Origin of the sequence: Streptomyces thermocarboxydovorans (genome assembly GCF_039524635.1) — a bacterium.
In the GTDB taxonomy this organism is placed as follows: domain Bacteria; phylum Actinomycetota; class Actinomycetes; order Streptomycetales; family Streptomycetaceae; genus Streptomyces; species Streptomyces thermocarboxydovorans.
Map to the genome: position 1 here is coordinate 21,243 of NZ_BAAAGU010000001.1, position 26,939 is coordinate 48,181.

Below are 26,939 nucleotides of genomic sequence, written 5' to 3' on the forward strand. Positions count from 1 at the left end.
TTCATCACCGAAGCAGACGGGAGCGGTCGTGGCAGCCGAGCGACGGTCCTTGGCACCGCTGCTCGCGGTGTGCGCCGGGTACTTCATGGTGATCCTGGATGTGACGATCATCAATGTCGCCGTGCCGGTGATCGGCAGCGAGCTGTCGGCCTCGCTCACCGGCATCCAGTGGATCACCGACGGGTACACCCTGGTGTTCGCCGGCTTCCTGCTCACCGGGGGCGTGCTGGGCGACCGGTGGGGCAACCGGCGGGTCTTCTGTGCGGGCGTGGCGGTGTTCACGGTGTCGTCGGCCGCGTGCGCGCTCGCGCCGGACGCCCCCGTCCTGGTGGTGGCCCGGCTGGTGGAGGGGTTCGGCGCGGCGCTGATCGTGCCGGGTTCCCTGGCCCTCCTCCAGCAGACCTATCCGGAGCGGGACGAACGCTCCCGGGCCTTCGGGGTGTGGGGTTCGATGGCGGGCATCGCGGCCTCCGCCGGACCCCTGCTGGGCGGCGTTCTCGTCTCCACGCTGGGCTGGCGCTGGGTGTTCCTCATCAACCTGCCCGTCGGTGCCGCCTGTCTGATGCTGACGATGCGATACGTGGAGCGCTCGCCCCGGCTGCCCGGCCGGCGCCTGGACTGGCCGGCGCAGTGTGCGGTCGTGGCGGCGGTGGCGCTGCTGGTCTCGGCGCTCAACGAGGCCGGACGCCGTGGCTGGGCCGATGAGGCGGTCCTGGCCGGCCTGGGCCTCGCCGCTGTGGCGACCGCCGCGTTCGCGGTGCGTGAGCGGCTGGCCCGGTCCCCCGTCCTTCCGCTGAGCCTGCTGCGCTCGCGTGCGATGAGCGGCGGAGCCGCCATCGGGTTGCTGTTCAACTTCGCGTTCTACGGCATGGTGTTCGCCGCCAGCCTCGACTTCCAGCATCAGCGGGGGTACAGCGCCCTGAGCACCGGGCTGGCGCTGTTCCCGGCGGTGGCGATGACGATGTTCGCCTCGGTCCTGTCCGGGCGGTTGAGCCGGCGAACCGGGGACCGGCCGCTGGTGGTCTCCGGCATGCTGCTCGCCTTCCTGGGACTGGCCGTCTGGGCGGCAGGCGGATCCACGCTGGCGTATCCGCTGCTGGTGGCTCCGATGATGGCGGCGGGCTTCGGTACGTCCTTCGCCCTCACCGGCTCGACCGCCACGGTGATGGGCGCCGCGCCCGGCAGCCGCTCCGGAACCGCCTCCGCCTTCTTCAACACCACCCGGCAGGTCGGCAGTGCCATGGGCGTCGCGGTCGGTGGCAGCCTGCTCGCCTCCGCCACCGTCTACGACACCGGGCTGCGCACCGCCATGGCCGCCTTCGCCCTCGCCTATCTCACCGCCGCGGGCCTCTCATGGCTGTGCGTGCCGGTGAAGGCCGAACGGACGTAGGTGCCGGGGGCGAGACGTCATGGCTGGATACAGACATCTGGATGCAGACATCTGGATGCAGACATGACGTCTCGATAAGAGTCGCCGCCTGCCGGTCAGAGACCCCGCTCTGTCGCAAAGTTCACCGGAAGTGCGGTCAGGCCCCGGGCCCGGACGCTGCGCCTCCAGTGCGGTGTCTCGTCGGCCGACTCGAGCAAGGTGAAGCGTTCCGTCACGCCGCCGATCGTCACGTCCTCGGTGGGGAACCGGCGGATCACAGCAGGGCCGGGCCCTCGAAGCGGGCCAGTTCCTCAGGTCCCGTCGGACCCCATCGGTGCTGGTGGCCCGGTTTCCGGTAGGGCCGATCGGCCTGCATTTCGGGGGCCGTTCGGCCCTGGGTCTCGACCCCGTCGGCCCGTGTGCGTCCGTGCCGGGCCCGGGCATGATCATGCACGCTCGTGGACGGCCCGTCCTCACCGGCAAGTGCCGTCCGCGGGAAGGTGCGGCGCGCTGCCGGGGGGGGACCGCCCGAGGGCGACGGGGAGAAAGGACGGCCGGGAGTGATCGCTGTTGTGGGACATCCCGATCTCACCGTGTCGACGCTCGCATTGCTGGAGCAGGAGCTGTGCTCCCGGCTGGCCGGCTTCGCCGAGGCGGGGCGGAAGGGACTGGTCCGCGTCGGCAAGGGGCTGCCCGTGGCGTTCGGCAGGGCTACTTCACCGACGTCGACCAGCGGTCCATCGCGCTGGACCTGAAGAGGACGAAGGACGGCGTGACCGTCACCGTCCCGAAGAACCGTAATCTGGTCCACTCCGGCTGGTACATGCTGTTCGTGGTGGACGACAAGGGGACACCGAGCAAGGCGCAGTGGGTCAAGGTGCCCTGAGGCACGGCCCCACGGACGAAAGGGGAGGTTCCGGTTGCCGGGGCCTCCCCTGTCTTGTCGGACGGGTGATCAGTATGCGCGGTGCGGATCGCTGCATCAGGATGAGTGTGTGAACAGCCCCACGGAACACGTGGCCGCCGTGGGCCGGTTGTGGTGCGGGCCGTCGATCGAGGGGCCCTGCTACTCGTCGGAGGGCGGTCCGCGGGCCGCCGGGTGAGTCGGTCTGCTACCGCGGGCGGCGCGTATCGTCGGCTGCACCACGGCCGGCCGTGCGCGTGTGCGCGATCGCGAGGGTGAGGAACAGGCCCACGACCGCGGCGGGAACGGCGGCGGCCGCCAGCCAGTCCGTGCCGTTCCCGGGCCCGGCGGCCACCCTGAGGATCGCGGTGGCCGAACCGGCGGCCAGTCCGGCGCCGAGGAGGACGGCGACGACGGTCCGGGAGGGACGCGCGCCGGGCCGGGGCACCTGCCGGCTCAGCTCTGCCCAGTGGCGGGCGGCCTCGCGCATCTCGCGTCGCCGCTGCACGGCTGCACCCACCCGGAGGGCGGCCGTGAGGGCGGCGCCGGCGACGGCCGCGGCGGACGGTATCCACCACGCCTCGGCCACCAGCAGCAGCACGGCGACGATCCCGGCCGTGCTCCAGCCGCTGAGGCAGGCGGCCGCGGCGGCGCGGCGGGAGACCGGGCGGTCGGCCCTCGCGCGCAGGTCGGCGAGGGCCGGCACGTACCAGACGCAGCCGGATGCGGTCACCGCCGCGAGTCCCAGGGCGACGACGGCTTGGGACATGGCCTACCTCGCCGCCTCGAGCTGAGCGATCTCAGGGTGGTGCAGGTCGAAGGCCGGGGACTCGGAGCGGATGCGGGGCAGGCTGGTGAAGTTGTGCCGCGGCGGCGGGCAGGAGGTCGCCCACTCCAGGGAGCGGCCGTAGCCCCACGGGTCGTCCACGCCGACCGGCTTGCCGTACTTGGCCGTCTTCCAGACGTTGTAGAAGAACGGCAGCAGCGACATGCCGAGCAGGAACGAACCGATGGAGGAGAGGGTGTTGAGGGCCGTGAAGCCGTCGGCGGCGAGGTAGTCGGCGTACCGGCGGGGCATGCCCTCGGCGCCGAGCCAGTGCTGGACCAGGAAGGTGAGGTGGAAGCCCGCCGTGAGCGTCCAGAAGGTGATCCTGCCGAGGCGCTCGTCGAGCATCTTGCCGGTGAACTTGGGCCACCAGAAGTGGAATCCGGCGAACATCGCGTACACGACCGTGCCGAAGAGCGTGTAGTGGAAGTGCGCCACCACGAAGTAGGTGTCGGAGACGTGGAAGTCGAGCGGCGGGGAGGCCAGGATGACGCCGGTGAGGCCGCCGAAGGTGAAGGTGATGAGGAAGCCGGTCGCCCACAGCATCGGCGTCTCGAAGGAGAGGCTGCCCTTCCACATGGTGCCGATCCAGTTGAAGAACTTCACGCCGGTCGGGACCGCGATCAGGAAGGTCATGAAGGAGAAGAACGGCAGCAGCACACCGCCGGTGACGTACATGTGGTGGGCCCACACCGTCACGGACAGGCCCGCGATCGCGATGGTCGCGCCGATCAGGCCCATGTAGCCGAACATCGGCTTGCGCGAGAAGACCGGGACGACCTCGCTGATGATGCCGAAGAACGGCAGGGCCAGGATGTACACCTCGGGGTGGCCGAAGAACCAGAACAGGTGCTGCCACAGCAGCGCTCCGCCGTTGGCCGAGTCGAAGATGTGCGAGCCGAACCTGCGGTCCGCCTCCAGCGCGAAGAGCGCGGCGGCCAGCACGGGGAACACCATGAGCACCAGCAGGGCGGTCAGCAGCACGTTCCAGGTGAAGATCGGCATGCGGAACATCGTCATGCCCGGCGCGCGCATGCAGATGATCGTGGTGATGAAGTTGACCGCACCGGCGATCGACCCGAAGCCGGAGAGCGCCACGCCCATGATCCACAGGTCGGCGCCGACGCCGGGCGAGTAGACGGAGTTGGACAGCGGTGTGTACAGGAACCAGCCGAAGTCGGCGGCCCCGCCCGGCGTGAGGAAGCCGGCCGCCGCGATCAGCGAGCCGAACAGGAACAGCCAGAAGGCGAGCATGTTCAGCCGCGGGAAGGCCACGTCGGGCGCGCCGATCTGCAGCGGCATCAGCCAGTTGGCGAAACCGGTGAACAGTGGCATGGCGAACAGCAGCAGCATGACCGAGCCGTGCATGGTGAAGGCCTGGTTGAACTGCTCGTTCGACATGATCTGTGTACCCGGGCGGGCCAGTTCGGCACGCATCATCAGCGCCATCACGCCGCCGATGATGAAGAAGACGAAGGCCGAGACCAGGTACATCGTCCCGATCTTCTTGTGGTCGGTGGTGGTCAGCCAGTCCACCCACGACGGCCTGGCCGCCGTGTGCTCCGTCCGTGGGGCCGGCTCCCCGGCCGCCGGGTCCACCGCCTTCGTCCGCGGGGTACCCACCTGTTGTATCCGTGCCTCGTCCACCGGACGGCGTCCTCCCTGTGTGCTCATGTCGCTGAGAGCCGGGAAGAGCCGGGAACGTGGGAGACCCGGACGGGGGGCCTTCCCGGCCCGCCACATGATCGGCGCAGGGGTACCCGGTCCCGATAGGGTCGAACGGTCCCTGTCAGGGCCCGGTGGGCAGGACCAACGGCCCCTTTTCGCGCGGCGGTCGCTCCGGTGCCGGTCCTTAAGGCGGCGGACGTCGGCCGATTGCTGGGCCACCGGCGCCACGGCGGCCGCGGCGGGATGCGTGCTCCTCGGGGTCCTGCTGGGCATGGCGAAGCTCACCGACGGCTTCCCCGTCGTCGGTGAGGAGAGGCAACAGGCGGGCGGGGCCGCCTCGTCCACCGCCCCGCCGGCTCAGGGGCCGGGGCAGGAGACGCCCGCCGCGCCCAGCTCGCCGCCGGCGGCCGCCGCGCCCTCCCCGCCGGCCGAGCCGACGCCGTCCGAGTCGGGCGGCGCCCTGCCGGAGCCGTCGAGGACCGGCGGCGCCCTGCCGGAGCAGAGCGCCGGGTACGCCGACGACGACCCCTATGACGACGAGGAAGAGGACGATGACGATGACGACGGCAGGGACCGCGATGAGGAGGAGGGCGACAAGTACTAGGAGCCGGGGCGTCGGTCCTGCCGCTCCCCTGCCCGCCGGCGCCCGGTCGCCTCACACGGTGAGACCGGTTGCCTCACACGGTTACAGGTGCCCTCACCCGGTGAGATCGGGCTCCCGGTCGACGACGTCCTCCGGTTCGGGGTCGGCGTTCTCGCCGAGGAAGCCGCCGGACTGGTGCTGCCACAGCCGGGCGTAGGTGCCGTGCGCGGCGAGGAGTTCCTCGTGGGGGCCCTGTTCGACGACCTTGCCGCGGTCCAGGACGACCAGGCGGTCCATGCCGGCGACGGTGCTCAGCCGGTGGGCGACGACGAGCGCGGTGCGCCCCTCCATCAGCCGCCACAGGGCGTCCTGTACCAGGATCTCGCTCTCCGAGTCCAGCGCACTGGTCGCCTCGTCGAGCAGCAGGATCGGGGCGTCGCGCAGCACCGCCCGGGCGAGGGCCACGCGTTGGCGCTGGCCGCCGGAGAGCTTCACGCCCCGCTCCCCCACCAGGGTGGCGAAGCCGTCGGGGAGCTGGTCGGCGAACTCGGTGACATGGGCGGCGGCTGCCGACAGTCCAGGCATTTACCGTGGACTGCGGATATCAGGACATCCCAGGTGTGCGATTCGTCAACTTCCGTGCCGCGTACGGACGTTCGGCGAGCCCGCCCTGCGGGCTACACCTCCGGCGTCAGGCTCTGCTCCGCCCAGATGACCTTGCCGGTCGAGGTGTACCGGGTGCCCCAGCGGCGGGAGAGCTGGGCCACGATGAGCAGGCCGCGCCCTCCCTCGTCGGTGGTGCGTGCGTGCCGCAGCCGGGGTGAGGTGCTGCTGGCGTCGGACACCTCGACGATCAGGCTGCGGTCGCGGATCAGGCGCAGCGAGCCCGGCATGGCCGCGTGCCGGATGGCGTTGGTGACCAGTTCGCTGACGATGAGTTCCGTGGTGAACGCCAGATGGTCCAGGCCCCAGTCCGCCAGCTGCCGCACGGCGGCGTTGCGGGCGTCGGCGACCCCGGCCGGGTCGTCGGGCAGTTCCCAGGAGACGACCTGATCGGGTGTCAGGACGCGGGTGCGGGCGAGCAGCAGCGCGGCGTCGTCGGGCGGCGGCGCAGGCAGCAGTGCGTCGACGACGCCGCGGCCGATCTCCTCCAGGGTGGGGCGGGGCACGGCGAGCGCCTCGCCGAGGCGGGCGATCCCGGCGTCGATGTCGCGGTCGAAGGTCTCCACCAGGCCGTCGGTGTAGAAGGCGATGAGGCTGCCCTCGGCCAGCTCCACCTCGGCGGACTCGAAGGGCAGGTAGCCGAGGCCGAGCGGCGGACCGGCCGGCAGGTCCAGGACCTCGGGGCGTCCGTCGGCGCCGACGACCACCGGTGGCAGGTGCCCGGCCCGCGCCAGGGTGCACCGGCCGCTGACCGGGTCGTACACGGCGTACAGGCAGGTGGCGCCGAGGAAGGCGGCGCCGGTGGCGATCTCCTCGGTGGCCGTCTGTTCCCGGTCGCCGTCGGGGTGCATCAGGCCGATGACCAGGTCGTCGAGGTGGGCGAGGAGTTCGTCCGGGGAGAGGTCCAGGTTGGCGAGGGTGCGTACCGCGGTGCGCAGCCGGCCCATGGTGGCGGCGGCGTTCATGCCGTGGCCGACGACGTCGCCGACCACCAGGGCGACCCGGGCGCCGGACAGCGGGATCACGTCGAACCAGTCGCCGCCGACCCCGCTGGGCGCGTCGGCCGGCTGGTACCAGGAGGCGACCTGCAGGGCGGAGCCGCCCGCCAGCGCCTGCGGCAGCAGAGCGCGCTGCATGGCGCGGGCGGCGGTGCGCTCCCGGGTGTAGCGGCGGGCGTTGTCGACGCAGAGCGCGGCGCGGGAGACGATCTCCTCGGCGAGCCGCACATCGTCGTCGCCGAAGGGGCCGAGGCGCGCGTAGCGGGCGAAGGTGGCGACGCCCAGGGTGACGCCGCGCGCCCGCAGCGGGACCACCATCAGCGAGCGGAAGTCGGAGCGCAGGATGGAGGCGCCCAGCGACTCGTCCTCGGTCACCCACGGGCTGACGGAGCGGTCCAGGGTGCGCTCCACCAGGGTTCTGCTCTCCCGCAGGCACAGGGTCACCGGCGAGGAGGGGGCCCGCCAGACCGCCTCCCCCACCTCCAGGCTCGCCTCGGGGCAGCCCGGGCGCACCGACTGCTGCCCCGCCCGGCGGATGACCGGGGCCAGGCCGACCGGGCCGGGGGCGGGCTCCTCGCCGCGCATCACGGAGTCCAGCAGGTCGACGGCGACGAAGTCAGCCATGCGCGGCACGGCGACCTCGGCCAGTTCCTGGGCGGTCCGGGTGACGTCCAGGGTGCTGCCGATGCGGGCGCCGGCGTCGTTGAGCAGGGCCAGACGTTCCTGGGCGCGTCGGCGCTCGGTGACGTCGAGGACCATGTACAGGATGCCGACAGTGCGGCCGCGGCGGTCCTTCATCCCGAAGAACGACACCGAGAGCGCCCGCCCGGGGCCGGGGCTGTTCTCGGTGCTGCGGAACTCGTAGTCCATCACCGGTTCGCCGGTGCGCAGGACCGTGCGCATCCGTTCCTCGAAGGGCTCGGCCTCCTCCGGCGGCAGCACCTCCCGCACCGCCCGGCCGAGCCGCTGCTCGCGGGGGATCGTGCGGTCCAGCGGCTCGTTCACCCAGACGTAGCGCAGGTCGGTGTCGAGGACGGCCATGCCCACCGGGGCGTGGGTGAGGAACGGGGTGACCATCAGCTGGCCACCGCCCGGCATCTGCCAGAAGGCACGTTTCGGCGGCCGGCCCACGTACCGGCCGAAGAGCAGGGCGGCGCCGGTGGCCATCAGCACCCCCGGCACCATCTCGTAGATGCCGGACTCCAGCGGCCCGAGCAGCGGGTTGATCCACTTCCAGGTCAGCACCGTGGTGGCACCGGCCACTATCCCGGCGATCGCGCCCGCCCAGGTCATGCGCGGCCAGTAGAGGGACAGCACGACGACCGGCCCGAAGGCGGCGCCGAACCCGGCCCAGGCGTAGGCGACGATGCTGAGGATCCCGTCGCCGCGCAGCGCGATCGCCAGGGCCACCGCGATCACCGCGACGACGGCGGCGCGCCCGATCCACACCAGCGCGGTGTCGGAGGCGCGCCGGTTGAGGAACGCCCGGTAGAAGTCCTCGGTGAGGGCGACGGACGACACGAGCAGCTGGCTGTCCGCGGTGGAGATGATGGCGGCGAGGACGGCGATCAGCATGATCCCGGCGACCCAGGGGTCGAGCAGGGCATGCGTCAGCGCGATGTAGACGGTCTCGGGGTCGGACAGGGGTGTGCCGATCTCCCCGATGCCGGCGAGGCCCACGATGGTGGCGCCCACGAGGACGACGATCACCCAGCCGGTGCCGATCCGGCGGGCGGCGGGGACGTCCTGGCTGCTGCGGATGCCCATGAAGCGGGCCAGGATGTGCGGCTGGCCGAAGTAGCCGAGCCCCCAGGCGAGCAGCGACACGATCGCCACGGCGCCGAGGCTCCCGCTGGACATCCACTCGCCGCCCTCGTAGATCACCAGGTTGCCGGGCTCGCGCAGGCCCCGGTTCTTGCTGTCCAGGATGTCGCCCAGGGAGGTGAAGCCGCCCAGGGAGGCGAGGGCGACCGCGGGGACCACGACGAGCGCGAGGAACATCAGCGCGGCCTGCATGACGTGGGTCATGCTCACCGCGAGAAAGCCGCCCAGGCCGGAGTAGACGACGATCAGCAGAGCCGTCAGCGTGGCGCCCGCCTCGAAGGGCAGATCGAAGATCGTCTCGAACAGCAATCCGCCCGCCACCAGGCCGGAGCCGACGTAGACGGTGAAGAAGACCAGCGTGACCGCCGCGGAGACCAGCCGGAGCATCCGGGTGCGGTCCTCGAACCGCTCCTCCAGATACGCCGAAAGGCTCACGGCGTCCTCGGCGTGCTCCGTGTAGGTGCGCAGCCGTGGCGCGACGATCAGCCAGTTCAGGTAGGTGCCGATGGCCAGTCCGACGGCGATCCACACGTACCCGATGCCGGCCGCGTAGACGGCTCCGGGGAGGGCCAGGAACAGCCAGCCGGACATGTCGCTGGCCCCGGCGGACAGACCGGCGACGAGCGGGCGGAGCTTGCGCCCGCCGAGCGCGAAGTCGGTGAAGCGGCGCGTGCGGGTGTACGCCCAGACACCTGTGGCGACCAAGGCGACCGCGTACAGGACGAACGTGGTCACGATGGGCGCGCTCAACTCGAACATATGGTCCTCGCCCGCGAGGGTCGCGTTCAGCGTGGCGGCAGCCGGCCGCCCGACAGCGTCACGCCTTGGCGACAAATGTACAGATTGCAGGCGAGTGTTTCGCGTGCTGAGCACATCTGTGCGCTCCCCCGCGCCTGCGGCGCGCTACGCCGCGCGACGCGGATGTGGGCGGTGTGTCTGGGGCCTGCGGCGGACCGGCCAGTCGGCGGGCGGGTGCAGTGGGAACGGGCCATGGCGGAGCGCTTGGCAGGCGCCAGCGGGCTGCGGCGGATGGACCGGGGTGGCGGCAGCGGGCTGCGGCGGACGGAGGGGGGCGGCGGCAGCGGGACACGGCGGAGCCATGCGCGGGCGGCAGCGGTCCCGGGCGGATAGGCGGATAGACGGCGACAGCGGGCCTCCGGAAGCGGCCCGAGCGCTGGAAGGCCGAAGACTCGGGGCCGCGGCAGCGCCCGCCCGCGGCAGCGGTCCGCCGCGACAGCGGGTCCGCCGCGCCGTGCGTGCGGCAGCGATCGCCCGCGCAATGCGTGCCGCCGGGCCGCCGAGTCAGGGGCCCGAGGGTGGTGAAGCGCGGCGGCTACGAGCCCGGCGTGGCCGATCGGGTGTGTGGGGCCGTGCCGAGGAGTTCGGCCAGGCCCTGGCGGGTGGCGGCTATCAGGACGCGGTCCTGGGCGTGCAGGACATAGCCGGGGTGTGGGTTCCAGATGAGGCCGCCGGTGTTGTCGGCGTCGTCGTCGGCCGGGGTGGCGGCGAGGTCGGCGCGGCGTTCGTCGGGGTCGGCCGGGTCGAGGGCCAGGACGCGCCAGGAGCCGGGGCGGAACGTCTCGGCGATGGTGCGGCCCGCCAGCTGCGGGGTGTCCGAGACCTCCAGGGCGGCGAAGACCAGCACGCGCCGTTCGACCGGGATGGCGCCCAGGATGCGGCGGCCCATCATCGCCCCGGCGAAGGCGGGCGCGGCCAGGGTGGAGACGCTGCGGCTGCGGGTGAGCGCCCCGGGGTGGGCGGCGCGCAGGGTGCGGTAGACGGCGGTGGCGAAGGCGTCGTCGTACAGGCGCAGCGACACCCGCAGGCCGGGCTGCACCGAACGGGCGTAGAGCACCGCCTCCAGGTTGGTGGTGTCGCTGCTGGTGACGGCGAGCAGCGCCCGCGCCCGGTGGATCTTGGCCGCCTCCAGGACGCCTTCCTGAGTGACGTCCCCGATGACGGTGGGCACCCGCTCACGGCGGGCCAGCGGGATACCGCGGGCCTCCGGATCCTCCTCGACGCAGACGACGGGGATGCCGAGCTCGCACAGCCGGGCGAGGACCCGGGTGCCGATCTTGCCCAGGCCGAGCAGGACGACATGCCCGGACAGCCCGCGCGGCGGACGGCGGAGGGCGGAGGCGGTGCGGAAGGTGCCGAGCCCTTCCAGGACGGCGGCCAGCAGCACCGGCATCAGGAGCAGTCCGGCGACGCCGGTGAGCAGTTGCAGGAGCTGGCGGGCGGTCGGGGCTCCGGTGGCCGGGTCGCTCATGGCGAGGAGGTCGAGCAGGGTGAGGTAGGCGGCGTGCAGTGGGTGGTCGCCGGTGGTCAGCCAGGAGACCACCGCCAGGGTCAGTACGACGAGCAGGAGGCCGGCCAGGGACCAGCGCAGCCGCCGGGAGAAGAAGGAGCCGATCGGCAGGCCGCGTCCGCTGAGCCGCCCCGTCGGCGCGGGCCCGTCGTGGGTGACGGCCTCCAGGACCACGGTGCCGCGCCGGTCGGCGGCGGCCACCGTGTCGTCGTCGGGCAGCAGCAGGGGCCCCTCGGCGCCGCTGGCGTCGGAGCCCTCGGAGCCGGCCGGGTCGCTGGCGGTGGAGGAGAGCAGGGCGAGGGTGCACAGACCGGGGTCGGCGACCTCGCCGGGCCTCGGCGGCGTGCGCTCCACGGCCCGCAGCAGCAGGCCGTCCGCCTGGACGATCTTGCTGGTGCCGGCGACCGCGGTGGCCACCAGCGCGGGCGCCGCGGTGTCGGCGTCCGACAGGACGGTGCTGGAGGTGTCCAGCGCGGCCGGGTCCAGTCCGGGCGAGGCGACCGCCGCGGCCTGGTCCAGCAGATCGGCGAGGTGCTGGCCGAGCTTGCGGTCGTAGAGCCGGATCACCAGCCGCAGCCGGGGGTTGAGGCGGCGGGCGGCCAGGGCGCCGCGGATGTTGGTCTCGTCGTCGCTGTGCACCAGGGCGAGCGCGGCGGCCCGCTCCACTCCGGTCTCGGCCAGGGTGTCCTCGTCCAGGTCGGCCACTTGCATCACGCGGACCTCCGGGGTGGTACCGGAGCCGGCCGCGCGGTTCATCATGCTCTGCATCCGCGCCAGCAGGGCGGAGGCACGGGCCCGCCCGGCGGTGGGGTGCGCCCGGTCGGCGCCGGGCAGGGAGGGGACGACGACGGTGACCCGCATGCGGTAGAGCTCGCGCAGTTCGGCCGCGAGCCGTTCGGCGAGGGCGTCCTCACCGAACACCACCATGTGACCGGCGTCCGGCTGCTGCCCCTGGTCGGGGAGGAAGAATCCGCGCCTCACCCGGCGGCCCTCCGTCCGTCCCGGGCCGCCTCACGGCTCGTCCCCACGCCGTGTGCCTGTCGGCGCACCTGTGCTCCTTCCACTCCGTGAAGTCCGGCCGTCCGCCGTGGTCCGACAACCGTTTCCTCGCCCTTTGCCTGACGGTTCATCATTCGTCAGGACCGATTGCCGTCCCGCTGCCGTCTCCTGACATACCGTCAATCACCGACACTCGATCGTCGATCATCCGCCCGAACGCTACGTCCATGACGCCGCGAAATGCCACCACCCACGCGACCAACCCCCGGACGCCATCCGTCGATGACGCATCGCGTCGGCACCGCCCGAAGACGCCACCTGTGCCACGTGCGCCACCTGCTGACAGATTCCGAGGTTTACCCATGGATGCCACCACCGTGGGCATCGGCGTGACCGCCGCCGCTGTCCTGCTCGTCACGATCGTCGAGCCGATGTGCAGAACCTGACCGTCTCCGCCCTGCTGGCAAAGCTGATGCGGGCCCAGGGCGGCGAGGCCGGCGCACCGGGAGGTGAGCTGCTCGACACGGCGGGCGCACCGCGTGAGGACCACTCCGCGCTCGGCTCGCTGAACGGCAGCGCCACGGTCTGACCCGGCTCGTGCTCCAAAGCCGCCGCACGAGGGGACGGCGGCTCCGGAGCACGTACGACGCTCTTCGAGAGGGACACCATGACCACCGGCCTGGACACCGGTACCTACGAACTGCTGCGGGACCGGATCACCGCGCAGGCCGCCGAACTCGCCCGGCCGGCCGAGGCGCTGAACACCCGCCGCGTCGAGGAGTTCGGCTCCCAGGGCCTCACCCTGTCCGGCAGTGCCGCCCAGTCCGAGGCCACGCGGACCGAGCCGCCGTTCCGGCTGCAGGGCTCGTACCTCACCATGAACCGGATCGCCCAGCGCATCCGCCCGGCGATGGACGACTCCGAGCTGGCGACCGTCGTCCAGGACCACTACGCCGCCGAGGCGCAGACCCTGACGACCGGTGCGGAGGCGAACCTGGTCAAGCCGGCCGAGCTGCGCGGCACCCTCACCGGGGCGCAGGCGGCGCGCTGGGCCGAGGTGAAGTCCGCGTACGGCGGCGGCGACCGCGACGGCGCTCCGGAGGCCGGGCGGGTGGCCTGAGCGGACCCCGGTCGGGGGTGAACGACCGCTACGGTGCCGACGCCGGCTCAGCCGTCCGCTGCGGACCCCGCCCGGGAGGGCTCAGCCGCCCGGTGCCGCACGTCGGGGCGACTCTGCGGCCTGGGCCTCCGCCTTGGCGTCGTTCACCGCCGCCGCGGCCTGTTTCACGGCCTCGTCGGCGGCCGCGGCTGTCTCGGCCGGCATCGGGGCGTGCCTCGCCTCGAGCGCCGGTGTGCCGCCGTCGTCGGCCGCGCCCTCGGCCTCGGTCTGCTCCTCGCGCTGTGCGGAGCGGGCGGCCTCGTCGGCCGGCTGCTCGCCGAAGGCGCGGGTGACGGTGCGCACCGCCTCGGTCAGCTCGCCGGGGATCACCCAGAAGGTGTTGTTGTCGCTGCTCGCCAGGTGCGGGAGCGTCTCGAGGTACTTGTAGGCGAGGACCTTGGGGTCGGCGTTGTTGCGGTGGACGGCCTGGAAGACGAGCTCCACCGCCTTGGCCTCGCCGTCCGCCCGGAGGATCATGGCCTGCTGCGCTCCCTGGGCCTCCAGGATGTCCTTCTGTTTGGTGCCCTCCGCGGTGAGGATCTTGGCCTGGCGCTCGCCCTCGGCGTGCAGGATGGCCGCGCGCTTGTCGCGTTCGGCCCGCATCTGCTTCTCCATGGCCTCCTTGATGGTGGAGGGCGGGTCGATGGCCTTGATCTCCACCCGGTTGACCCGGATGCCCCACTTGCCGGTGGCGTCGTCGAGCACGGCACGCAGCCGGGAGTTGATCTCCTCGCGGGAGGTGAGCGTCTCCTCCAGGTCCATGCTGCCGATGACGTTGCGCAGGGTGGTCACGGTGAGCTGGTCGATCGCCTGGAGGTAGTCGGCGACCTCGTAGGCCGCCGCCCGCGGGTCGGTGATCTGGTAGTAGAGCACGGTGTCGATGTTCACCACGAGGTTGTCCTCGGTGATCACCGGCCGCGGGTCGGACGAGTAGACCTGCTCGCGCACGTCGAGCCGGGTGTTGACGCGGTCCGCCACCGGCACCACGAAGTTCAGGCCGGGTTGCAGCGTGCGGCGGTAGCGGCCGAACCGCTCGATGTTGTAGCGGCGCGCCTGCGGCACGATCCGCACGGTGGAGGCCACGAGGAACACGACCACGAGGGCCGCCACGAGAAGAAGGATGACAAGCGGGTCCACAGTGCCTCCGTTGCTGTGTGTTCAGCCGTTCACGGGAGGAGTTCGCGGGGATAGACGACGGCGGTGGCGCCGTCGATCTCCATGACGTCCACGAGCGCGCCCACCGGGATCACCAGGCTCTCGTCGAATGCGCGGGCCGACCACTCCTCGCCGCCGACCTTGATCAGTCCGCGGGTCGCGGTGACCTCCTGCACGACCTCGGCGCGCCGGCCGATCAGCGCGTCGCTGCCCTCGCGGAAGACGGGCTGCTGCCGCATCTGCCTCAGGGCGACCGGGCGGACGACGAGCAGGCCGGCCGCCGCTGCCGCGATGAAGGCCAGAAGCTGCCCCAGAAGGCCGATACCCACACCGGCGACCACGGCCGCCACCAGCGCGGCGCCCGCCAGCAGCCCGAAGACCAGCGTGAGGGTGAAGAACTCCGCGGCACCCAGTGCCGCGGCGGCGAGCAGCCAGAAGATCCACGGCATGGAATCGCCCTCCTTAAGGGGCCTTCCTCACCCAAGCTACCTCTCGGACAGCACGGCAGACAGATGACGGAAGCACATGGAGGCCGGCCGTCCGCCGGGCCGAGCCCGGAGACCGCCCGCGCCGGGCCGGTGGTCCTGGCCGCGGAAGGCCGCGGCCCCTCGTCCCCGGAATGCCGCGCCCCCGTTTCAGGGGTACCGCCGCGGCAGGCCGTACCGGCTGCGTGACCTCGGCCGCCGCAGGGCAGATACTGCCGTCAGTGTCAGTCGCCGTCGTCCGGGAACCGGCCCCCTGAGCTCCGGTCCCCGCGAAGGCGGGGTTCAGGACTCGCCCGGTCGATCACAGGAGGTACTCGTGAAGATGCTCATCAACGTCCCGGAAACCGTGGTGGCGGACGCGCTGCGCGGGATGGCGGCGGCCCATCCGGAGCTGACGGTGGACGTGGAGAACCGGGTGGTGGTGCGGCGGGACGCGCCGGTGGCCGGGAAGGTGGCGCTGGTGTCCGGCGGGGGCTCCGGGCACGAGCCGCTGCACGGCGGGTTCGTCGGTCCGGGCATGCTGTCGGCGGCCTGTCCGGGTGAGGTGTTCACCTCCCCCGTGCCCGACCAGATGGTGCGGGCGGCGGCGGCCGTGGACGGCGGAGCCGGGGTGCTGTTCATCGTGAAGAACTACACCGGTGACGTGCTGAACTTCGACATGGCCGCGGAACTCGCCGAGGACGAGGGCATCCGGGTGGCCAAGGTGCTGGTCAACGACGACGTGGCGGTGACCGACAGCCTCTACACCGCGGGCCGGCGCGGCACGGGCGCCACGCTGTTCGTGGAGAAGATCGCGGGCGCCGCCGCGGAGGAGGGCGCGCCGCTGGAGCGGGTGGAGGCGCTCGCCCGGCAGGTGAACGAGAAGTCCCGCAGCTTCGGTGTGGCGCTGAGCGCCTGCACCACTCCCGCCAAGGGCACCCCCACTTTCGAGCTGCCGCCCGGCGAGCTGGAGCTGGGCATCGGCATCCACGGCGAGCCCGGCCGGGAACGGCGGCCGATGATGACCTCGGGCGAGATCGCCGAGGTGGCCGTGCAGGCGATCCTGGACGACATCACCCCGCGCAATCCGGTGCTGGTCCTGGTCAACGGCATGGGTGCGACGCCGCTGCTGGAGCTGTACGGCTTCAACGCCGAGGTGCAGCGGGTGCTCTCCGAGCGGGGCGTCCCGGTCGCCCGGGTCCTGGTCGGCAACTACGTCACCTCCCTGGACATGGCGGGCGCCTCGGTCACGCTGTGCGAGGTCGACGAGGAACTGCTGCGGCTGTGGGACGCGCCGGTGAGTACGCCGGGGCTGCGCTGGGGCATGTGAACAGGGTCCGGAGCACCGGACCGGATCACCGTCAAACGACCATGCGAGGAGTACCCGTGCTCGACGCCGACTTCTTCCGCCGCTGGATGCTGGCGGCCGCCGCGTCCGTGGACCGCGAGGCGGAACGGCTCACCGCGCTCGACTCACCCATCGGCGACGCCGATCACGGCACCAACCTCCAGCGCGGGTTCGCCGCGGTCCGCGAGGCGCTGGAGAAGGAGCCGCCCGCCACGCCGGGTGCGGTGCTGACCCAGTCCGGGCGTCTGCTGATCTCGAGGGTGGGCGGCGCCTCGGGCCCGCTGTACGGGACGCTGCTGCGCCGCACCGGCAAGGCGCTCGGGGACGCCGCCGAGGTGAGCGAGGAGCAGCTGGCCGACGCGCTGCGCGCCGCGGTGGACGCGGTGCGGCAGCTGGGCGGTGCGGCGCCGGGTGACAAGACCATGGTGGACGCGCTGGTGCCCGCGGTGGACGCGCTCGGTGACTCCTTCGCGGCGGCGCGCCGGGCCGCCGAGGAGGGTGCCGTCGCCACCACGCCGCTGCAGGCGCGCAAGGGCCGGGCGAGCTATCTGGGGGAACGCAGCATCGGGCATCAGGATCCAGGGGCCACCTCGTCGGCGCTGCTGATCGCCGCCCTGGCCGAGACCGCGGAGGCCGGCGGTGAGTGACGACAAGCTCGTCGGGATCGTGCTGGTGTCGCACAGCGCCGAGGTCGCTTCGTCGGTGGCGGAGCTGGCCAAGGGACTCGCGGGCGCCGGCGCGGCCGTGCCCGTGGCACCGGCGGGCGGCACCGAGTCCGGTGAACTCGGCACCAGCGCCGAGCTGATCGGCGCGGCGGCCGCCTCCGTCGACCGGGGAGCGGGAGTGGCCGTGCTGACCGACCTGGGCAGCGCGGTGCTCACCGTGAAGACCCTGCTCGCCGAGGGGGACGAACTGCCCGAGAACACCCGCCTGGTGGACGCCCCCTTCGTGGAGGGCGCGGTGGCGGCGGTGGTGACGGCGGCGACCGGAGCCGACCTCGATGCGGTGGCGGCCGCGGCTCAGGAGGCGTACGCCTACCGGAAGGTGTGAGCCGGGCCGGCCGAAGGACGGGCGGCTCATCCGTCGTTGACGACGGCTCACTCGTCGCTGACGGCAGCTCACTTCGTCGTTGACGGCAGCTCAGTCGCCGCTGACGAAGGCCTGAGCGAGCCGCTCGCCGGCCGCCTCCGCGGCGGCGCTGTCCTCGATCGGGCTCACCCGGCTGTTCTTGAACACGATGTAGGTGACCCCGCTTGGCACCCCGCCGCGCTGGGGGTGCGGGTCGATACCGAGGCCCTTCGCCGTCGCGTAGGACGCCTCGCCGATGATGCCGGTCGGCCCGGTGTCGCCGACGACGGCGTACTGCACCCGGCCGCCGTGGATCACGGCCGCCACGGAGCCGCCGCGGACGCCGTGGGCGCGGTGGTCCCACAGGGTGCTGGGCGCGGGCACCACGATGAACGGCGTCTGCTCCGAGCTGAGCGGGCGTCCGTCGGACTGGGCGAAGGCGGTGGCGGCCGAGAAGTGCGGGTCGGTGCGGACGTTGCAGTAGGTGCCCGGGCGCCCGTCGCAGTCGATGTCCATGTCGGCCTTCCAGAAGACCGCCTCATCGGTTCCGCACACGGGGACGGTGGCGGCCTTGCCCTGGTCGGTGCGGTAGAGGCCCGTGCTGATCCGGGTGCAGTCGCGCACCTCGGCCAGCAGCTCGGAGGCGGTCACACCGTCCGCCGCGGCTGCGGCCGCGGTGCGGGACTCGGATGCGGTGGCGGGGCTGCTGTGCAGGGCCGCGGGGGCGAGCAGGGCGGCGGCACCGGCCAGGGCCAGGGTGATCGTCGGGACGGGGGACACGTGGAAGGCCTCTCGCTGGGGGACAGGACGGCGCAATCAGGGCCAATCTCATCCCGAAGCGGCGGCGTGGCCACCGCAACACGGCCGGACGAAGCACTCGGAGCGCAGCGCGGCCGGCGGCCGGGGGCCAGAGTCGGTACCGGCTCCGGCCACCCGGCCACCCCATCGGCGCGGGATCGGCGACGACAGCGGTGTCCGCGCCGCGGGCATGAACTCCCCGGTGCCCGGGAGCAGTTCAGCCGTGACCCCGTCAGCATACGGAATGCCGCCGGGAGCACCCATGACCCGCCTCTTGATGTGACCGCGTCACGCACGCCATATTGGTCCGGACCATTGCCGGACCGTTCCCGTGTGCTGCCCCGGGAGGCTGAATCGTGCGAGGAGTCCCCCGTGCCGTCCTCCGGCTCCGCCGGCTCGCGCCGTTCGGGGTGCTGCTGCTGGTCGCCTCCTGCGGCTGGGGCGGGCCGGGGAGTGCGGACGACGGCCGTGCGCCGGGTGCGCCGACGGGGGTCACGGCCCAGGCGGGCAGCGCCACCAGCGTGCATGTGATGTGGAACGCGGTCGCCGGGTCCGGGGCCGAGGTGAGCCGGTACGAGGTGTACCGGGGCCGTACCAAGGTCGAGGAGGTGCCCGGCTCCGAGCACATGGTGGACGTCACCAGGCTCCGCCCGTCCACCACCTATGTCTTCTTCGTGTGGGTCCGGGACGCCGAGGGGCGGGTGGGCCCGCGCAGCCGTGCGGTCCGGGCGACGACGCCCCCGGCCACGGCGGCCGACCGCTCGGCCCCCACCCGGCCCGGGCGGCTGCGCGGGCGGGCTGCCGGCGCCAGGGCCGTCCAGCTGTCCTGGTCCGCGGCGAAGGACGACCGGGGCGTGGTCTCGTACGAGATCCACCAGGGCGGGACGAAGGTGCACAGCGTGGGCGGCGGTCAGACGGCCGCCGTCGTCACGGGGCTGCGGCCTGGCACGCGGTACGCGTTCACCGTGCGGGCCCGGGACGCCGCCGACAACCTCTCCCCCGCCGGCCCCGCGGTCCGCATCACCACACCAGGGCGCGACGACGGCGCCTCCACCGCACCCACCCGGTTCCGCGCCCGGACCCACCGCGCGGACGACGGGGCGTACTACATCGACCTGAGCTGGGTGCCGCCACGGGTGGACGGGGTGATCACCGAGTACGAGATCCAGCTGGACGGCCGCACCGCGACCTCGCTCGTCTTCGGCGGTGACGCACCGCGCGACCGGGCGAAGCACAGCTTCTACGCCGGCCGGGAGCCGGGCACGAGTCACCGGGTGCGGATCCGGGCGATGCTGCCCGACGGCACCTGGGGCGGCTTCTCCGCCGAGCGCACGGTGCGCACCGGCTCGCCCCGCTGACCTTCCGTCATCGGCCTTCCGCCATCGGCCTTCCGTCGTCGGTCTTTCATCGTCGGCCTTCCGTCATCGTCCTTCCGTCGTCGGCCTTCCGTCATCGTCCTTCCGTCGTCGGCCTTCCGTCATCGGCCTTCCGTCGTCGGTCTTTCATCGTCGGCCTTCCGTCATCGTCCTTCCGTCGTCGGCCTTCCGTCGTCGGTCTTCCGTCGCCGGCCTTCGGCCATCGGCCGGAGGGCGGACTTCGTCACCTGCCCGGCGGCAGCCGGAGTGCGTCGGTCGCGGGCTGCGCATTGGCTGGCCCCGTGGCAGCACGGGCGTTTCCCCGACCTCGGCGGCGCAAGGGATGTACCGCCAGCCGTGCCGCCGGAAGGCAGTCGACATGCGCTTTGCGAAGCCTCTGATCCGCACCGGTCCGACCGCGGCAGCCGCCGCCGCGCTGGCTCTCTCCCTCGCCCCGCCCGCCGCGGCGGCGGGCATCTCGGTCAGCACCTCCGGATCGACCGTGTCGGTCACCACGACCGCGTGCACCCAGATCAACGGCAGCTGGGGCACCGCCTCGCTGCTCACCGGCAGCCAGGCGACCTTCTCGCAGGGCCGTCAAGTGGCCCTCTCGGGCACCTCGGCGGGCCAGTCCGCGGCCTGGTCGAACGTCAGCCGGGGCACCTACACGGTCATCGTCATGTGCTCCAACGGCAATACGGCGGGCACCCAGTCGGTGGTCGTCTCCTCCGCGCCCACCTCCTCCCCCAGCCCGACCGCCTCACCGTCGCGCGGGGTGATGGGCGGCGTGGGCGGCAGCTCGACCGACTACGGCACGGTGACGCTGGTGGCGGGCGGCGCGCTGGTCGGCACCGGCATCGTCGGCGCCGCCTGGTACCTGCGCCGGCGCACCCGGCCGCGCCGCCTGTGACCCGGTGCCGGCCGCCCTGCTCCGATGCGCTCCGGTGGGCCGCCGGCGTCGTCATGCCCCTTCCGCGTGCCGGGACTCGGCGGGCGGGGCATCGGCAGAACCTGCGTCGGCGGACTCCGCTCCGGGCAGCTGCTCGAACTCGGCGAGTGCGTGGTCGAGCCACCGGGTCCAGAAGGTCTCCAGGTCGATGCCGGCCCGGAGCACCAGGTGCCGCAGCCGGTCCTCCGGGGCGTTGCGCTCCGGCGGGAAGTCGCGCCGCTCGATCTCCTGGTACTCGGCCAACTGCCGTGCGTGCAGCTCGCGGTGCCGGCGCAGGTCGGCCTCGATGCCGCCGGTGCCGACCACGGCCGCCGCGCGCAGCCGGAGCAGCAGCGGGTCCCGGTGCGGCTTCGGGTCCTGGGGTGCGGCGGTCCAGCGGGCCAGCTCGGCGCGGCCGGCCGGCAGCACCTCGTAGGACTTCTTCTGCCCGCGGGCGGGCTGTTCGGCGGGCAGCGCCCTGATCAGCCCGTCGGCCTCCAGTTTCCCCAGCTCACGATAGATCTGCTGATGCGTCGCCGACCAGAAGTAGCCGATCGACCGGTCGAACCGGCGGGTCAGCTCCAGCCCCGACGACGGCTTCTCGAGCAGGGCGGTGAGGATCGCGTGCGGGAGTGACATGGGCTCATCCTAGGTACGGGCCGGGGCGCCGCCCCGGCCCGTACCTTCCCCTCCGCGGCCCACCAGGCCGTGGCCTTGCCGCCCCCCCTACAGCGCCGCCGCCAGTTCGGTGCCCTGCTTGATGGCGCGCTTGGCGTCCAGTTCGGCGGCGACGTCGGCCCCGCCGATCAGATGGACCGGCCGTCCGGCGGCGGCCAGCTGCTCGTACAGGTCCCGGCGCGGCTCCTGGCCGGTGCACAGCACGATGGTGTCGGCCTCCAGGACGGTGCTCTCGCCGTCGATGGTCAGGTGCAGGCCGGCGTCGTCGATCCGGTCGTAGCGCACGCCCGGGACCATGGTCACCCCGCGGTGCCTGAGCTCGGTGCGGTGGATCCAGCCGGTGGTCTTGCCGAGGCCGGCGCCGACCTTGGTGGTCTTGCGCTGGAGCAGGTGCACGGTGCGCGGCGGCCTGGGCCGCTTCGGCTCGGCGAGCCCGCCGGGGCCGCGGTAGTCGAGGTCGACGCCCCAGTGGCGGAAGTAGGTCTCGGGGTTCTCGTGGGCCTTGTCGCCGGAGTCGGTGAGGAACTCGGCGACGTCGAAGCCGATGCCGCCCGCTCCGAGGATGGCCACGCGCTCGCCCACGGGGGCGTTGTCGCGCAGCACGTCGAGGTAGCCGAGCACGCTCGGATGGTCGACGCCGGGGATGTCGGGGATGCGCGGGGTGACGCCGGTGGCGACGACGATCTCGTCGAAGCCGTCGACGTCGGCGGGCGTGACACGGGTGTCGAGGCGTACGTCGACGGCGAGTTCGGCGAGCCGGGTGCGGAAGTAGCGCAGGGTCTCGTCGAACTCCTGCTTGCCGGGGACCTTGCGGGCGATGTTGAGCTGTCCGCCGATCTCGCTCGCGGCGTCGAACAGGGTGACGTCATGGCCGCGTTCGGCGGCGCTCACCGCGCAGGCGAGTCCGGCGGGGCCGGCGCCGACGACCGCGATGCGCTTGCGGCGGCGGGTCGGCGTGAGCACCAGCTCGGTCTCGTGGCAGGCGCGCGGGTTGACCAGGCAGGAGGTGATCTGCCCGCTGAAGGTGTGGTCGAGGCAGGCCTGGTTGCAGCCGATGCAGGTGTTGATCGCCTCGGGGCGGCCCTCGGCGGCCTTGGCGACGAAGTCGGGGTCGGCGAGCATCGGGCGGGCCATCGACACCATGTCCGCGCAGCCCCCGGCGAGCAACTGCTCGGCCAGCTCGGGGGTGTTGATGCGGTTGGTGGTGACGAGCGGGACCGAGACCTCGCCCATGAGCCGCTTGGTGACCCAGGTGTAGGCGCCGCGCGGCACGGAGGTGGCGATGGTGGGGATGCGGGCCTCGTGCCAGCCGATGCCGGTGTTGATGATGGTCGCCCCGGCGGCCTCGACGGCCCTGGCGAGGGTGATCACCTCGTCGAGGGTGGAGCCACCGGGCACCAGGTCGAGCATGGACAGCCGGTAGACGACGATGAAGTCCTCGCCGACCGCCTCGCGCACCCGGCGGACGATCTCCACGGGGAAGCGCATCCGGTTCTCGTAGGAGCCGCCCCAGCGGTCGGTGCGGTGGTTGGTCTGCCGGGCGATGAACTCGTTGATCAGATAGCCCTCGGAGCCCATGATCTCCACGCCGTCGTAGCCGGCCTCGCGGGCCAGGCGGGCGGTGCGGGCGTAGTCGTCGATGGTGCGCTCGATCTCGGCGTCGGTGAGCTCGCGCGGCACGAAGGGGCTGATGGGCGCCTGCAGGGGGCTCGGGGCGACCAGGTCCTGGTGGTAGGCGTACCGGCCGAAGTGCAGGATCTGCAGGGCGATGCGCCCGCCCTCGCGGTGGACGGCGGCGGTGACGACCCGGTGCTGCTCGGCCTCCTCCCCGGTGGTGAGCTTGGCGCCGCCCTCGTAGGGCCGGCCCTCGTCGTTGGGGGCGATGCCGCCGGTGACGATCAGTCCCACCCCGCCGCGGGCCCGGGCGGCGTAGAACTCGGCCATGCGGGAGAAGCCGCCCTCCGCCTCCTCCAGGCCCACGTGCATCGAGCCCATGAGGACACGGTTGGGCAGGGTGGTGAAGCCCAGGTCGAGGGGCGACAGCAGGTGCGGGTAACGGGTCATCGGGCCCTCCGTGCGCGGGTGTGGTGCCTCCTGTTGTAGAGGACACCCGGCGCTTTATGCAACGAGTTGCATAAAGCGTGACGGAGGGCACAGGGGCCTGCGGCCGGTCCCGGGCGGCGCGCCCGTCAGCGGTGGCTCTCGAGGACCAGATGCAGCTCCTCCTCCTGGTCACCGGAGACCATGCTCAGGTCGTGCACGGTGAACAGGGAGTCCAGGGTCGTGCGGAACCGGTCGATCGCCCAGTAGCCGCCGTGCACATCGGCCTCCACCGTGGACGACAGCCGGGCCGGCTTCGCGCCGCCCTCCCGGGCGTCGGCCACGTCGAACGTGCCGAGCCACACCGTGGGGCGGGTCTCGTGGAACTCCTCGGGAACGTCGTCCTCGCACCGGTCGGACGAGAAGCACGCGCAGAGCGTGTCGAACACGATCCGGGCGTCGTGCTTGCTGCATCCGCTGATCTCGACCGAGACCGGCTCGGGGTGCGGTCGCTCGCTGGTCATCCTGATCGCTCCTCTCCTGCCCCCGCGGCACTGCCCCACCCTCCACCCAGGAAAGCACCACGGGCCACGGGGCACTACCCATGAGCGGGGGTCCTTCCGCGGCACGGGCCGGCGTGGCACGGTGCGGGTACGGAATCGGGGGCCCTTTTCGGGCACGCCCGCCGCGAAGTTGGGAGAAGGTGGAAGGAGACGGCAGGAGCGGCGGAAAATCGCCCCCGCGCACGGTAGAACAGGGGAGGCGGCACCGTGACGGCGGGCCGTGAGGATCGGCGAAGGCGGGGCGTGGGATGAGTGCAGCCGGGTCACCCCAGGTCGAGGGCGACGGGCCTGCGCGCGGGCCGGTGCGCCCCAGCGGGCTGCTCGATGTGCTGGGTGTGGCCTCGGTGGTCCTGGACGCCGAGGGGCGGGTGGTGCTGTGGAGCCCGCAGGCCGAGGAGCTGTTCGGATACAGCGCCCAGGAGGCGCTCGGCCAGTACGCCGCCCGGATCATGGTACACGAGGAGCACCTGAACCTCGTCATCGAGCTCTTCGCCGACGTGATGCGCACCGGCCGCAGCTGGGCGGGCGCGTTCCCCATACGGCGCAAGGACGGCTCCACCCGGCTGGTGGAGTTCCGCAACATGCGGCTGCTGGACGACCGGGGCGACGTCTACGCGCTCGGCCTCGCGGTGGACCAGTCGACCGTGCGCCGGCTGGAGCGGGACGTGGCGCTGTCCACCCGGATCGTCGCCCAGTCCCCCATCGGCCTCGCCGTGCTGGACACCAAGCTGCGGTACGTCTCGGTGAACCCGGCGCTTGAGCAGATCAACGGGGTCCCGGCGGACGATCACCTCGGCCGCACCGTGCGTGAGGTGCTGCCGCTGATGGACGCGGACACCATCGAGTCGGCCGCCCGCCAGGTCCTCGACACCGGCAAGCCGGTGGTGGACCAGCCGACGATCGGCCGCACCCCCGCCGACCCGGACGAGGACCACGCCTGGTCGGTGTCGCTGTACCGGCTGGAGAACGCCCTCGGCAGCGTGCTGGGCGTGGCCGTGTCGGTGGTCGACATCACCGAGCAGTACCGGGCGGGCATCGAGGCCGAGGCCGCCCGGCGCCGCCTGGCGCTGATCGCCGACGCCACCACCCGCATCGGCACCACGCTCGACCTGGACCGCACGGCCAGGGAGCTCGCCGATGTGGCGGTGCCCGAGCTGGCCGACGTGGCGGCGGTGGATCTGCTGGACGCGGTGGTGCGCGGCCGGCGCAGCACGCTGGGCCCCGCGGAGCCCGCGGCGATCCGGGCGCTCGCGGTCCAGGCCGACGACGCCCCGGAGGCGCTGCGGGCGGCCGACCCGCCGGGGCAGGTGGCCCGCTACGGTCCGGACCGCCTGGTCACCCAGTGCGTCCGCACCGCACGCCCGGTGATGGTGCCGCAGGTCAAGGACGAGGATCTGCCCCGGATCGCCCGGTCGCCGGAGGCGGCCGAGCTGCTGGCGCGGGCCGGGGTGCACTCCTATCTGGCCGTTCCGCTGATCGCACGGGGCGAGGTGCTGGGCGCCCTCGACCTCAAGCGCACCCGCAATCCGCTGCCGTTCGACGAGGACGATCTGCTGCTGGCCCGGGAGCTCGCGTCACGGGCCGCCGTGCAGATCGACAACGCCCGCTGGTACCAGAACGCCCGGGACGCCGCGCTCACCCTCCAGCGCAGTCTGCTGCCCAGCCACCCGCCGGTCACCGGCGGCCTGGAGGTGGCCTCCCGCTATCAGCCGGCCGGCGCCACCAGCGAGGTGGGCGGCGACTGGTTCGACGTCATCCAGCTAGACGACGGCAAGACGGCCCTGGTGGTCGGCGACGTCATGGGCAGCGGCATCACGGCGGCGGCCACCATGGGCCGGCTGCGCACCGCGACCAACACCCTGGCCTCCCTCGATCTGGACCCGGCGGTGCTCCTGGAGCATCTGGACCGGATCACCGGCGGCCTCGACCAGGCCATCGCCACCTGCCTGTACGTGGTGCACGACCCCCGCGAGGGACGCTGCCTGATCGCCAACGCCGGGCACCTGCCGCCGGTGCGGGTCCGGGCCGGGCAGGAACCGGAGCTGCTGGAGCTGCCCACCGGCGTGCCGCTGGGCGTGGGCGGCGTCGGCTTCTCCACCACCGCCGTGGAGCTGGGGCCGGGCGACCGGCTGGTGCTGTACACCGACGGCCTCGTGGAGACCCGGCACCACCCGCTCGACGAATGCCTCGACCGCCTCCTCAGCCTGCTGGACTGCCCCGGCCGCCCGCTGGAGGAGGTCTGCGACCTGCTGCTGCGCACGCTGCACGAGCCCGACAACTTCGACGACGTGGCCCTGCTGATCGCCCACGCGCGGGGGGAGGACTGACGGGGGCCTCGGCAACCGGTGGCGCTCCGGCCGTGCGCGGCTGGAAGTCGGTCACGGCCGGTGGGACGGTCACTGGAGGATCTGTCACGGCCGGACGCCGATCACCACATGGGCGTGGTGCTCCTCCGAGGCGGCGAGGCGGGCCCGCAGGCCCGCGTCGGTGAACGCGGCGACCGCGGCGGGAGCCTGGTGACGTCCGGTCTCCGCCAGGAGGCAGCCCCCCGGAGCGAGCCAGTCCGGCGCCCCCGCGGCCACCCGGCGGAGCACGTCGAGCCCGTCGGATCCGCCGTCGAGCGCGGTCAGGGGTTCGTGATCGCGGGCCTCGGCGGGCAGCAGGGCGATCTCGCCGCTGGGGACGTACGGGACGTTCGCGGCGAGGATGTCGACGCGGCCGCGCAGGGCGGCGGGCAGGGCGTCGAAGAGGTCGCCCCGGTGCACCCGCCCGCCGAGCCCGGCGACATTGCGGCGGGCGCAGCGCACGGCGGCCGGGTCGATGTCGGCGGCGTGCAGTTCGACCTCGCCCGCGCCGAGGCCTCGGGCGAGGGCCGCGCCCACGGCGCCCGAGCCGCAGCACAGGTCGACGACCACCCGCGCCCGCGGAGCCTGGGCGAGCGCCTGGTCCACCAGGAACTCGGTGCGGCGCCGGGGCACGAACACGCCCGGCGTCAGCGCGATGCGCAGGCCGTGGAACTCGGCCCAGCCGACGACGAGTTCGAGCGGCAGACCGGAGACCCGGCGCTCCACCATCGCGGCGACCTCCTGCGGGGCGGAGGCTGCGGTGAGGATCAGATCGGCCTCGTCCTCCGCGAAGACACAGCCGGCGGCGCGCAGCGCGGCCACGACGGAGTCACGCGGGGCGGGTGAGGGTGCGGATGACGGCATGGGCGGCGGATGCCTTTCGGGAGCGGGCCAGG

21 protein-coding genes and 3 pseudogenes are annotated in these 26,939 nt (G+C 72.9%); 12 read left to right on the forward strand and 12 right to left on the reverse strand.

Annotated elements, in window-relative coordinates; translation table 11 throughout:
• The first annotated feature begins 28 nt into the window (after positions 1 to 28).
• The 3 genes and pseudogenes from ABD198_RS00075 to ABD198_RS00085 all read left to right on the forward strand — a co-directional run.
• Complete coding sequence (locus ABD198_RS00075; RefSeq protein WP_343997169.1) at positions 29 to 1,390, forward strand: MFS transporter; 1,362 nt, start codon at positions 29 to 31, stop codon at positions 1,388 to 1,390.
• Positions 1,391 to 1,929: 539 nt separating this feature from the next.
• A complete protein-coding gene (locus ABD198_RS00080; protein WP_343997343.1) occupies positions 1,930 to 2,124 on the forward strand; it encodes a hypothetical protein in 195 nt (64 codons plus the stop codon).
• Positions 2,085 to 2,255: pseudogene (locus ABD198_RS00085) on the forward strand (DUF1929 domain-containing protein); the annotation flags it as partial. The gene ABD198_RS00080 and the pseudogene ABD198_RS00085, both read left to right, overlap by 40 nt.
• A 226-nt stretch (positions 2,256 to 2,481) precedes the next feature.
• On the opposite strand, the gene ABD198_RS00090 reads toward ABD198_RS00085, so the two are convergent.
• Together ABD198_RS00090 and ctaD are read right to left on the reverse strand one after the other, a co-directional pair.
• A complete protein-coding gene (locus tag ABD198_RS00090; RefSeq protein WP_343997170.1) occupies positions 2,482 to 3,042 on the reverse strand; it encodes a hypothetical protein in 561 nt (186 codons plus the stop codon).
• Between the two features lie 3 nt (positions 3,043 to 3,045).
• Positions 3,046 to 4,773: an aa3-type cytochrome oxidase subunit I gene (ctaD, locus tag ABD198_RS00095; protein WP_343997171.1), complete on the reverse strand. Its 1,728-nt coding sequence runs from the start codon at positions 4,771 to 4,773 to the stop codon at positions 3,046 to 3,048.
• Between the two features lie 241 nt (positions 4,774 to 5,014).
• On the opposite strand from ctaD, the gene ABD198_RS00100 reads away from it, so the two are divergent.
• Complete coding sequence (locus ABD198_RS00100; RefSeq protein WP_343997172.1) at positions 5,015 to 5,371, forward strand: hypothetical protein; 357 nt, start codon at positions 5,015 to 5,017, stop codon at positions 5,369 to 5,371.
• 93 nt (positions 5,372 to 5,464) lie between these two features.
• Here ABD198_RS00100 and ABD198_RS00105 read toward each other — a convergent pair.
• The 3 genes and pseudogenes from ABD198_RS00105 to ABD198_RS00115 all read right to left on the reverse strand — a co-directional run.
• Positions 5,465 to 5,923: pseudogene (locus tag ABD198_RS00105) on the reverse strand (ATP-binding cassette domain-containing protein); the annotation flags it as partial.
• Between the two features lie 104 nt (positions 5,924 to 6,027).
• Complete coding sequence (putP, locus tag ABD198_RS00110; protein WP_343997173.1) at positions 6,028 to 9,594, reverse strand: sodium/proline symporter PutP; 3,567 nt, start codon at positions 9,592 to 9,594, stop codon at positions 6,028 to 6,030.
• A gap of 574 nt (positions 9,595 to 10,168) precedes the next feature.
• Positions 10,169 to 12,070, reverse strand: coding sequence for an NAD-binding protein (locus ABD198_RS00115; protein WP_343997335.1), 1,902 nt, complete (start codon positions 12,068 to 12,070; stop codon positions 10,169 to 10,171).
• A gap of 505 nt (positions 12,071 to 12,575) precedes the next feature.
• On the opposite strand from ABD198_RS00115, the gene ABD198_RS00120 reads away from it, so the two are divergent.
• Both ABD198_RS00120 and ABD198_RS00125 read left to right on the forward strand, forming a co-directional pair.
• Entirely contained in the window at positions 12,576 to 12,731 is a 156-nt protein-coding gene (locus tag ABD198_RS00120; protein WP_343997175.1) for a hypothetical protein, read from the forward strand.
• A 222-nt stretch (positions 12,732 to 12,953) separates the two neighbouring features.
• A pseudogene (locus ABD198_RS00125) lies at positions 12,954 to 13,262 on the forward strand (hypothetical protein); the annotation flags it as partial.
• An 81-nt stretch (positions 13,263 to 13,343) separates the two neighbouring features.
• Here ABD198_RS00125 and ABD198_RS00130 read toward each other — a convergent pair.
• Entirely contained in the window at positions 13,344 to 14,438 is a 1,095-nt protein-coding gene (locus ABD198_RS00130; protein ID WP_343997176.1) for an SPFH domain-containing protein, read from the reverse strand.
• A gap of 29 nt (positions 14,439 to 14,467) precedes the next feature.
• The gene (locus ABD198_RS00135) at positions 14,468 to 14,905 is read right to left on the reverse strand and encodes an NfeD family protein (RefSeq protein ID WP_343997177.1); all 438 of its coding nucleotides are present in this window, start codon (positions 14,903 to 14,905) and stop codon (positions 14,468 to 14,470) included.
• A gap of 352 nt (positions 14,906 to 15,257) precedes the next feature.
• Here ABD198_RS00135 and dhaK point away from each other — a divergent pair, with 352 nt between their 5' ends.
• Genes dhaK through dhaM form a run of 3 tightly spaced genes read left to right on the forward strand, consistent with a single transcriptional unit; the run spans position 15,258 to position 17,318 of the window.
• The gene (gene dhaK / locus ABD198_RS00140; RefSeq protein ID WP_343997178.1) at positions 15,258 to 16,250 is read left to right on the forward strand and encodes a dihydroxyacetone kinase subunit DhaK; all 993 of its coding nucleotides are present in this window, start codon (positions 15,258 to 15,260) and stop codon (positions 16,248 to 16,250) included.
• 56 nt (positions 16,251 to 16,306) lie between these two features.
• On the forward strand, positions 16,307 to 16,915 hold the full coding sequence (dhaL, locus tag ABD198_RS00145; protein ID WP_343997179.1) for a dihydroxyacetone kinase subunit DhaL: 609 nt from the start codon (positions 16,307 to 16,309) through the stop codon (positions 16,913 to 16,915).
• The gene (gene dhaM, locus ABD198_RS00150) at positions 16,908 to 17,318 is read left to right on the forward strand and encodes a dihydroxyacetone kinase phosphoryl donor subunit DhaM (protein WP_343997181.1); all 411 of its coding nucleotides are present in this window, start codon (positions 16,908 to 16,910) and stop codon (positions 17,316 to 17,318) included. Before dhaL ends, dhaM begins: the two co-directional genes overlap by 8 nt.
• A 90-nt stretch (positions 17,319 to 17,408) precedes the next feature.
• On the opposite strand, the gene ABD198_RS00155 is transcribed toward dhaM, so the two are convergent.
• Positions 17,409 to 18,116, reverse strand: a complete 708-nt coding sequence (locus ABD198_RS00155) for a glycoside hydrolase family 75 protein (protein WP_343997182.1) — start codon at positions 18,114 to 18,116, stop codon at positions 17,409 to 17,411.
• Positions 18,117 to 18,490: 374 nt separating this feature from the next.
• Between ABD198_RS00155 and ABD198_RS00160 the strand changes: the two genes are divergently transcribed.
• Positions 18,491 to 19,492 (forward strand): fibronectin type III domain-containing protein, encoded by a 1,002-nt coding sequence (locus ABD198_RS00160; protein ID WP_343997183.1) that lies wholly within the window; start codon positions 18,491 to 18,493, stop codon positions 19,490 to 19,492.
• 376 nt (positions 19,493 to 19,868) lie between these two features.
• Positions 19,869 to 20,399: a hypothetical protein gene (locus tag ABD198_RS00165; RefSeq protein WP_343997184.1), complete on the forward strand. Its 531-nt coding sequence runs from the start codon at positions 19,869 to 19,871 to the stop codon at positions 20,397 to 20,399.
• A gap of 51 nt (positions 20,400 to 20,450) precedes the next feature.
• Here ABD198_RS00165 and ABD198_RS00170 read toward each other — a convergent pair whose 3' ends face one another.
• The 3 genes from ABD198_RS00170 to ABD198_RS00180 form a co-directional block, all read right to left on the reverse strand.
• A complete protein-coding gene (locus tag ABD198_RS00170) occupies positions 20,451 to 21,056 on the reverse strand; it encodes a PadR family transcriptional regulator (RefSeq protein WP_343997185.1) in 606 nt (201 codons plus the stop codon).
• An 87-nt stretch (positions 21,057 to 21,143) separates the two neighbouring features.
• Entirely contained in the window at positions 21,144 to 23,159 is a 2,016-nt protein-coding gene (locus ABD198_RS00175; RefSeq protein ID WP_343997186.1) for an FAD-dependent oxidoreductase, read from the reverse strand.
• Between the two features lie 125 nt (positions 23,160 to 23,284).
• Positions 23,285 to 23,659, reverse strand: coding sequence for a hypothetical protein (locus ABD198_RS00180; RefSeq protein ID WP_343997187.1), 375 nt, complete (start codon positions 23,657 to 23,659; stop codon positions 23,285 to 23,287).
• A 287-nt stretch (positions 23,660 to 23,946) separates the two neighbouring features.
• On the opposite strand from ABD198_RS00180, the gene ABD198_RS00185 reads away from it, so the two are divergent.
• Positions 23,947 to 26,025, forward strand: coding sequence for a SpoIIE family protein phosphatase (locus tag ABD198_RS00185; protein ID WP_343997188.1), 2,079 nt, complete (start codon positions 23,947 to 23,949; stop codon positions 26,023 to 26,025).
• An 84-nt stretch (positions 26,026 to 26,109) separates the two neighbouring features.
• Here the strand turns inward: ABD198_RS00185 and ABD198_RS00190 are convergent, their stop codons facing one another.
• Positions 26,110 to 26,907: a putative protein N(5)-glutamine methyltransferase gene (locus tag ABD198_RS00190; RefSeq protein ID WP_343997189.1), complete on the reverse strand. Its 798-nt coding sequence runs from the start codon at positions 26,905 to 26,907 to the stop codon at positions 26,110 to 26,112.
• Positions 26,908 to 26,939 lie beyond the last annotated feature (32 nt).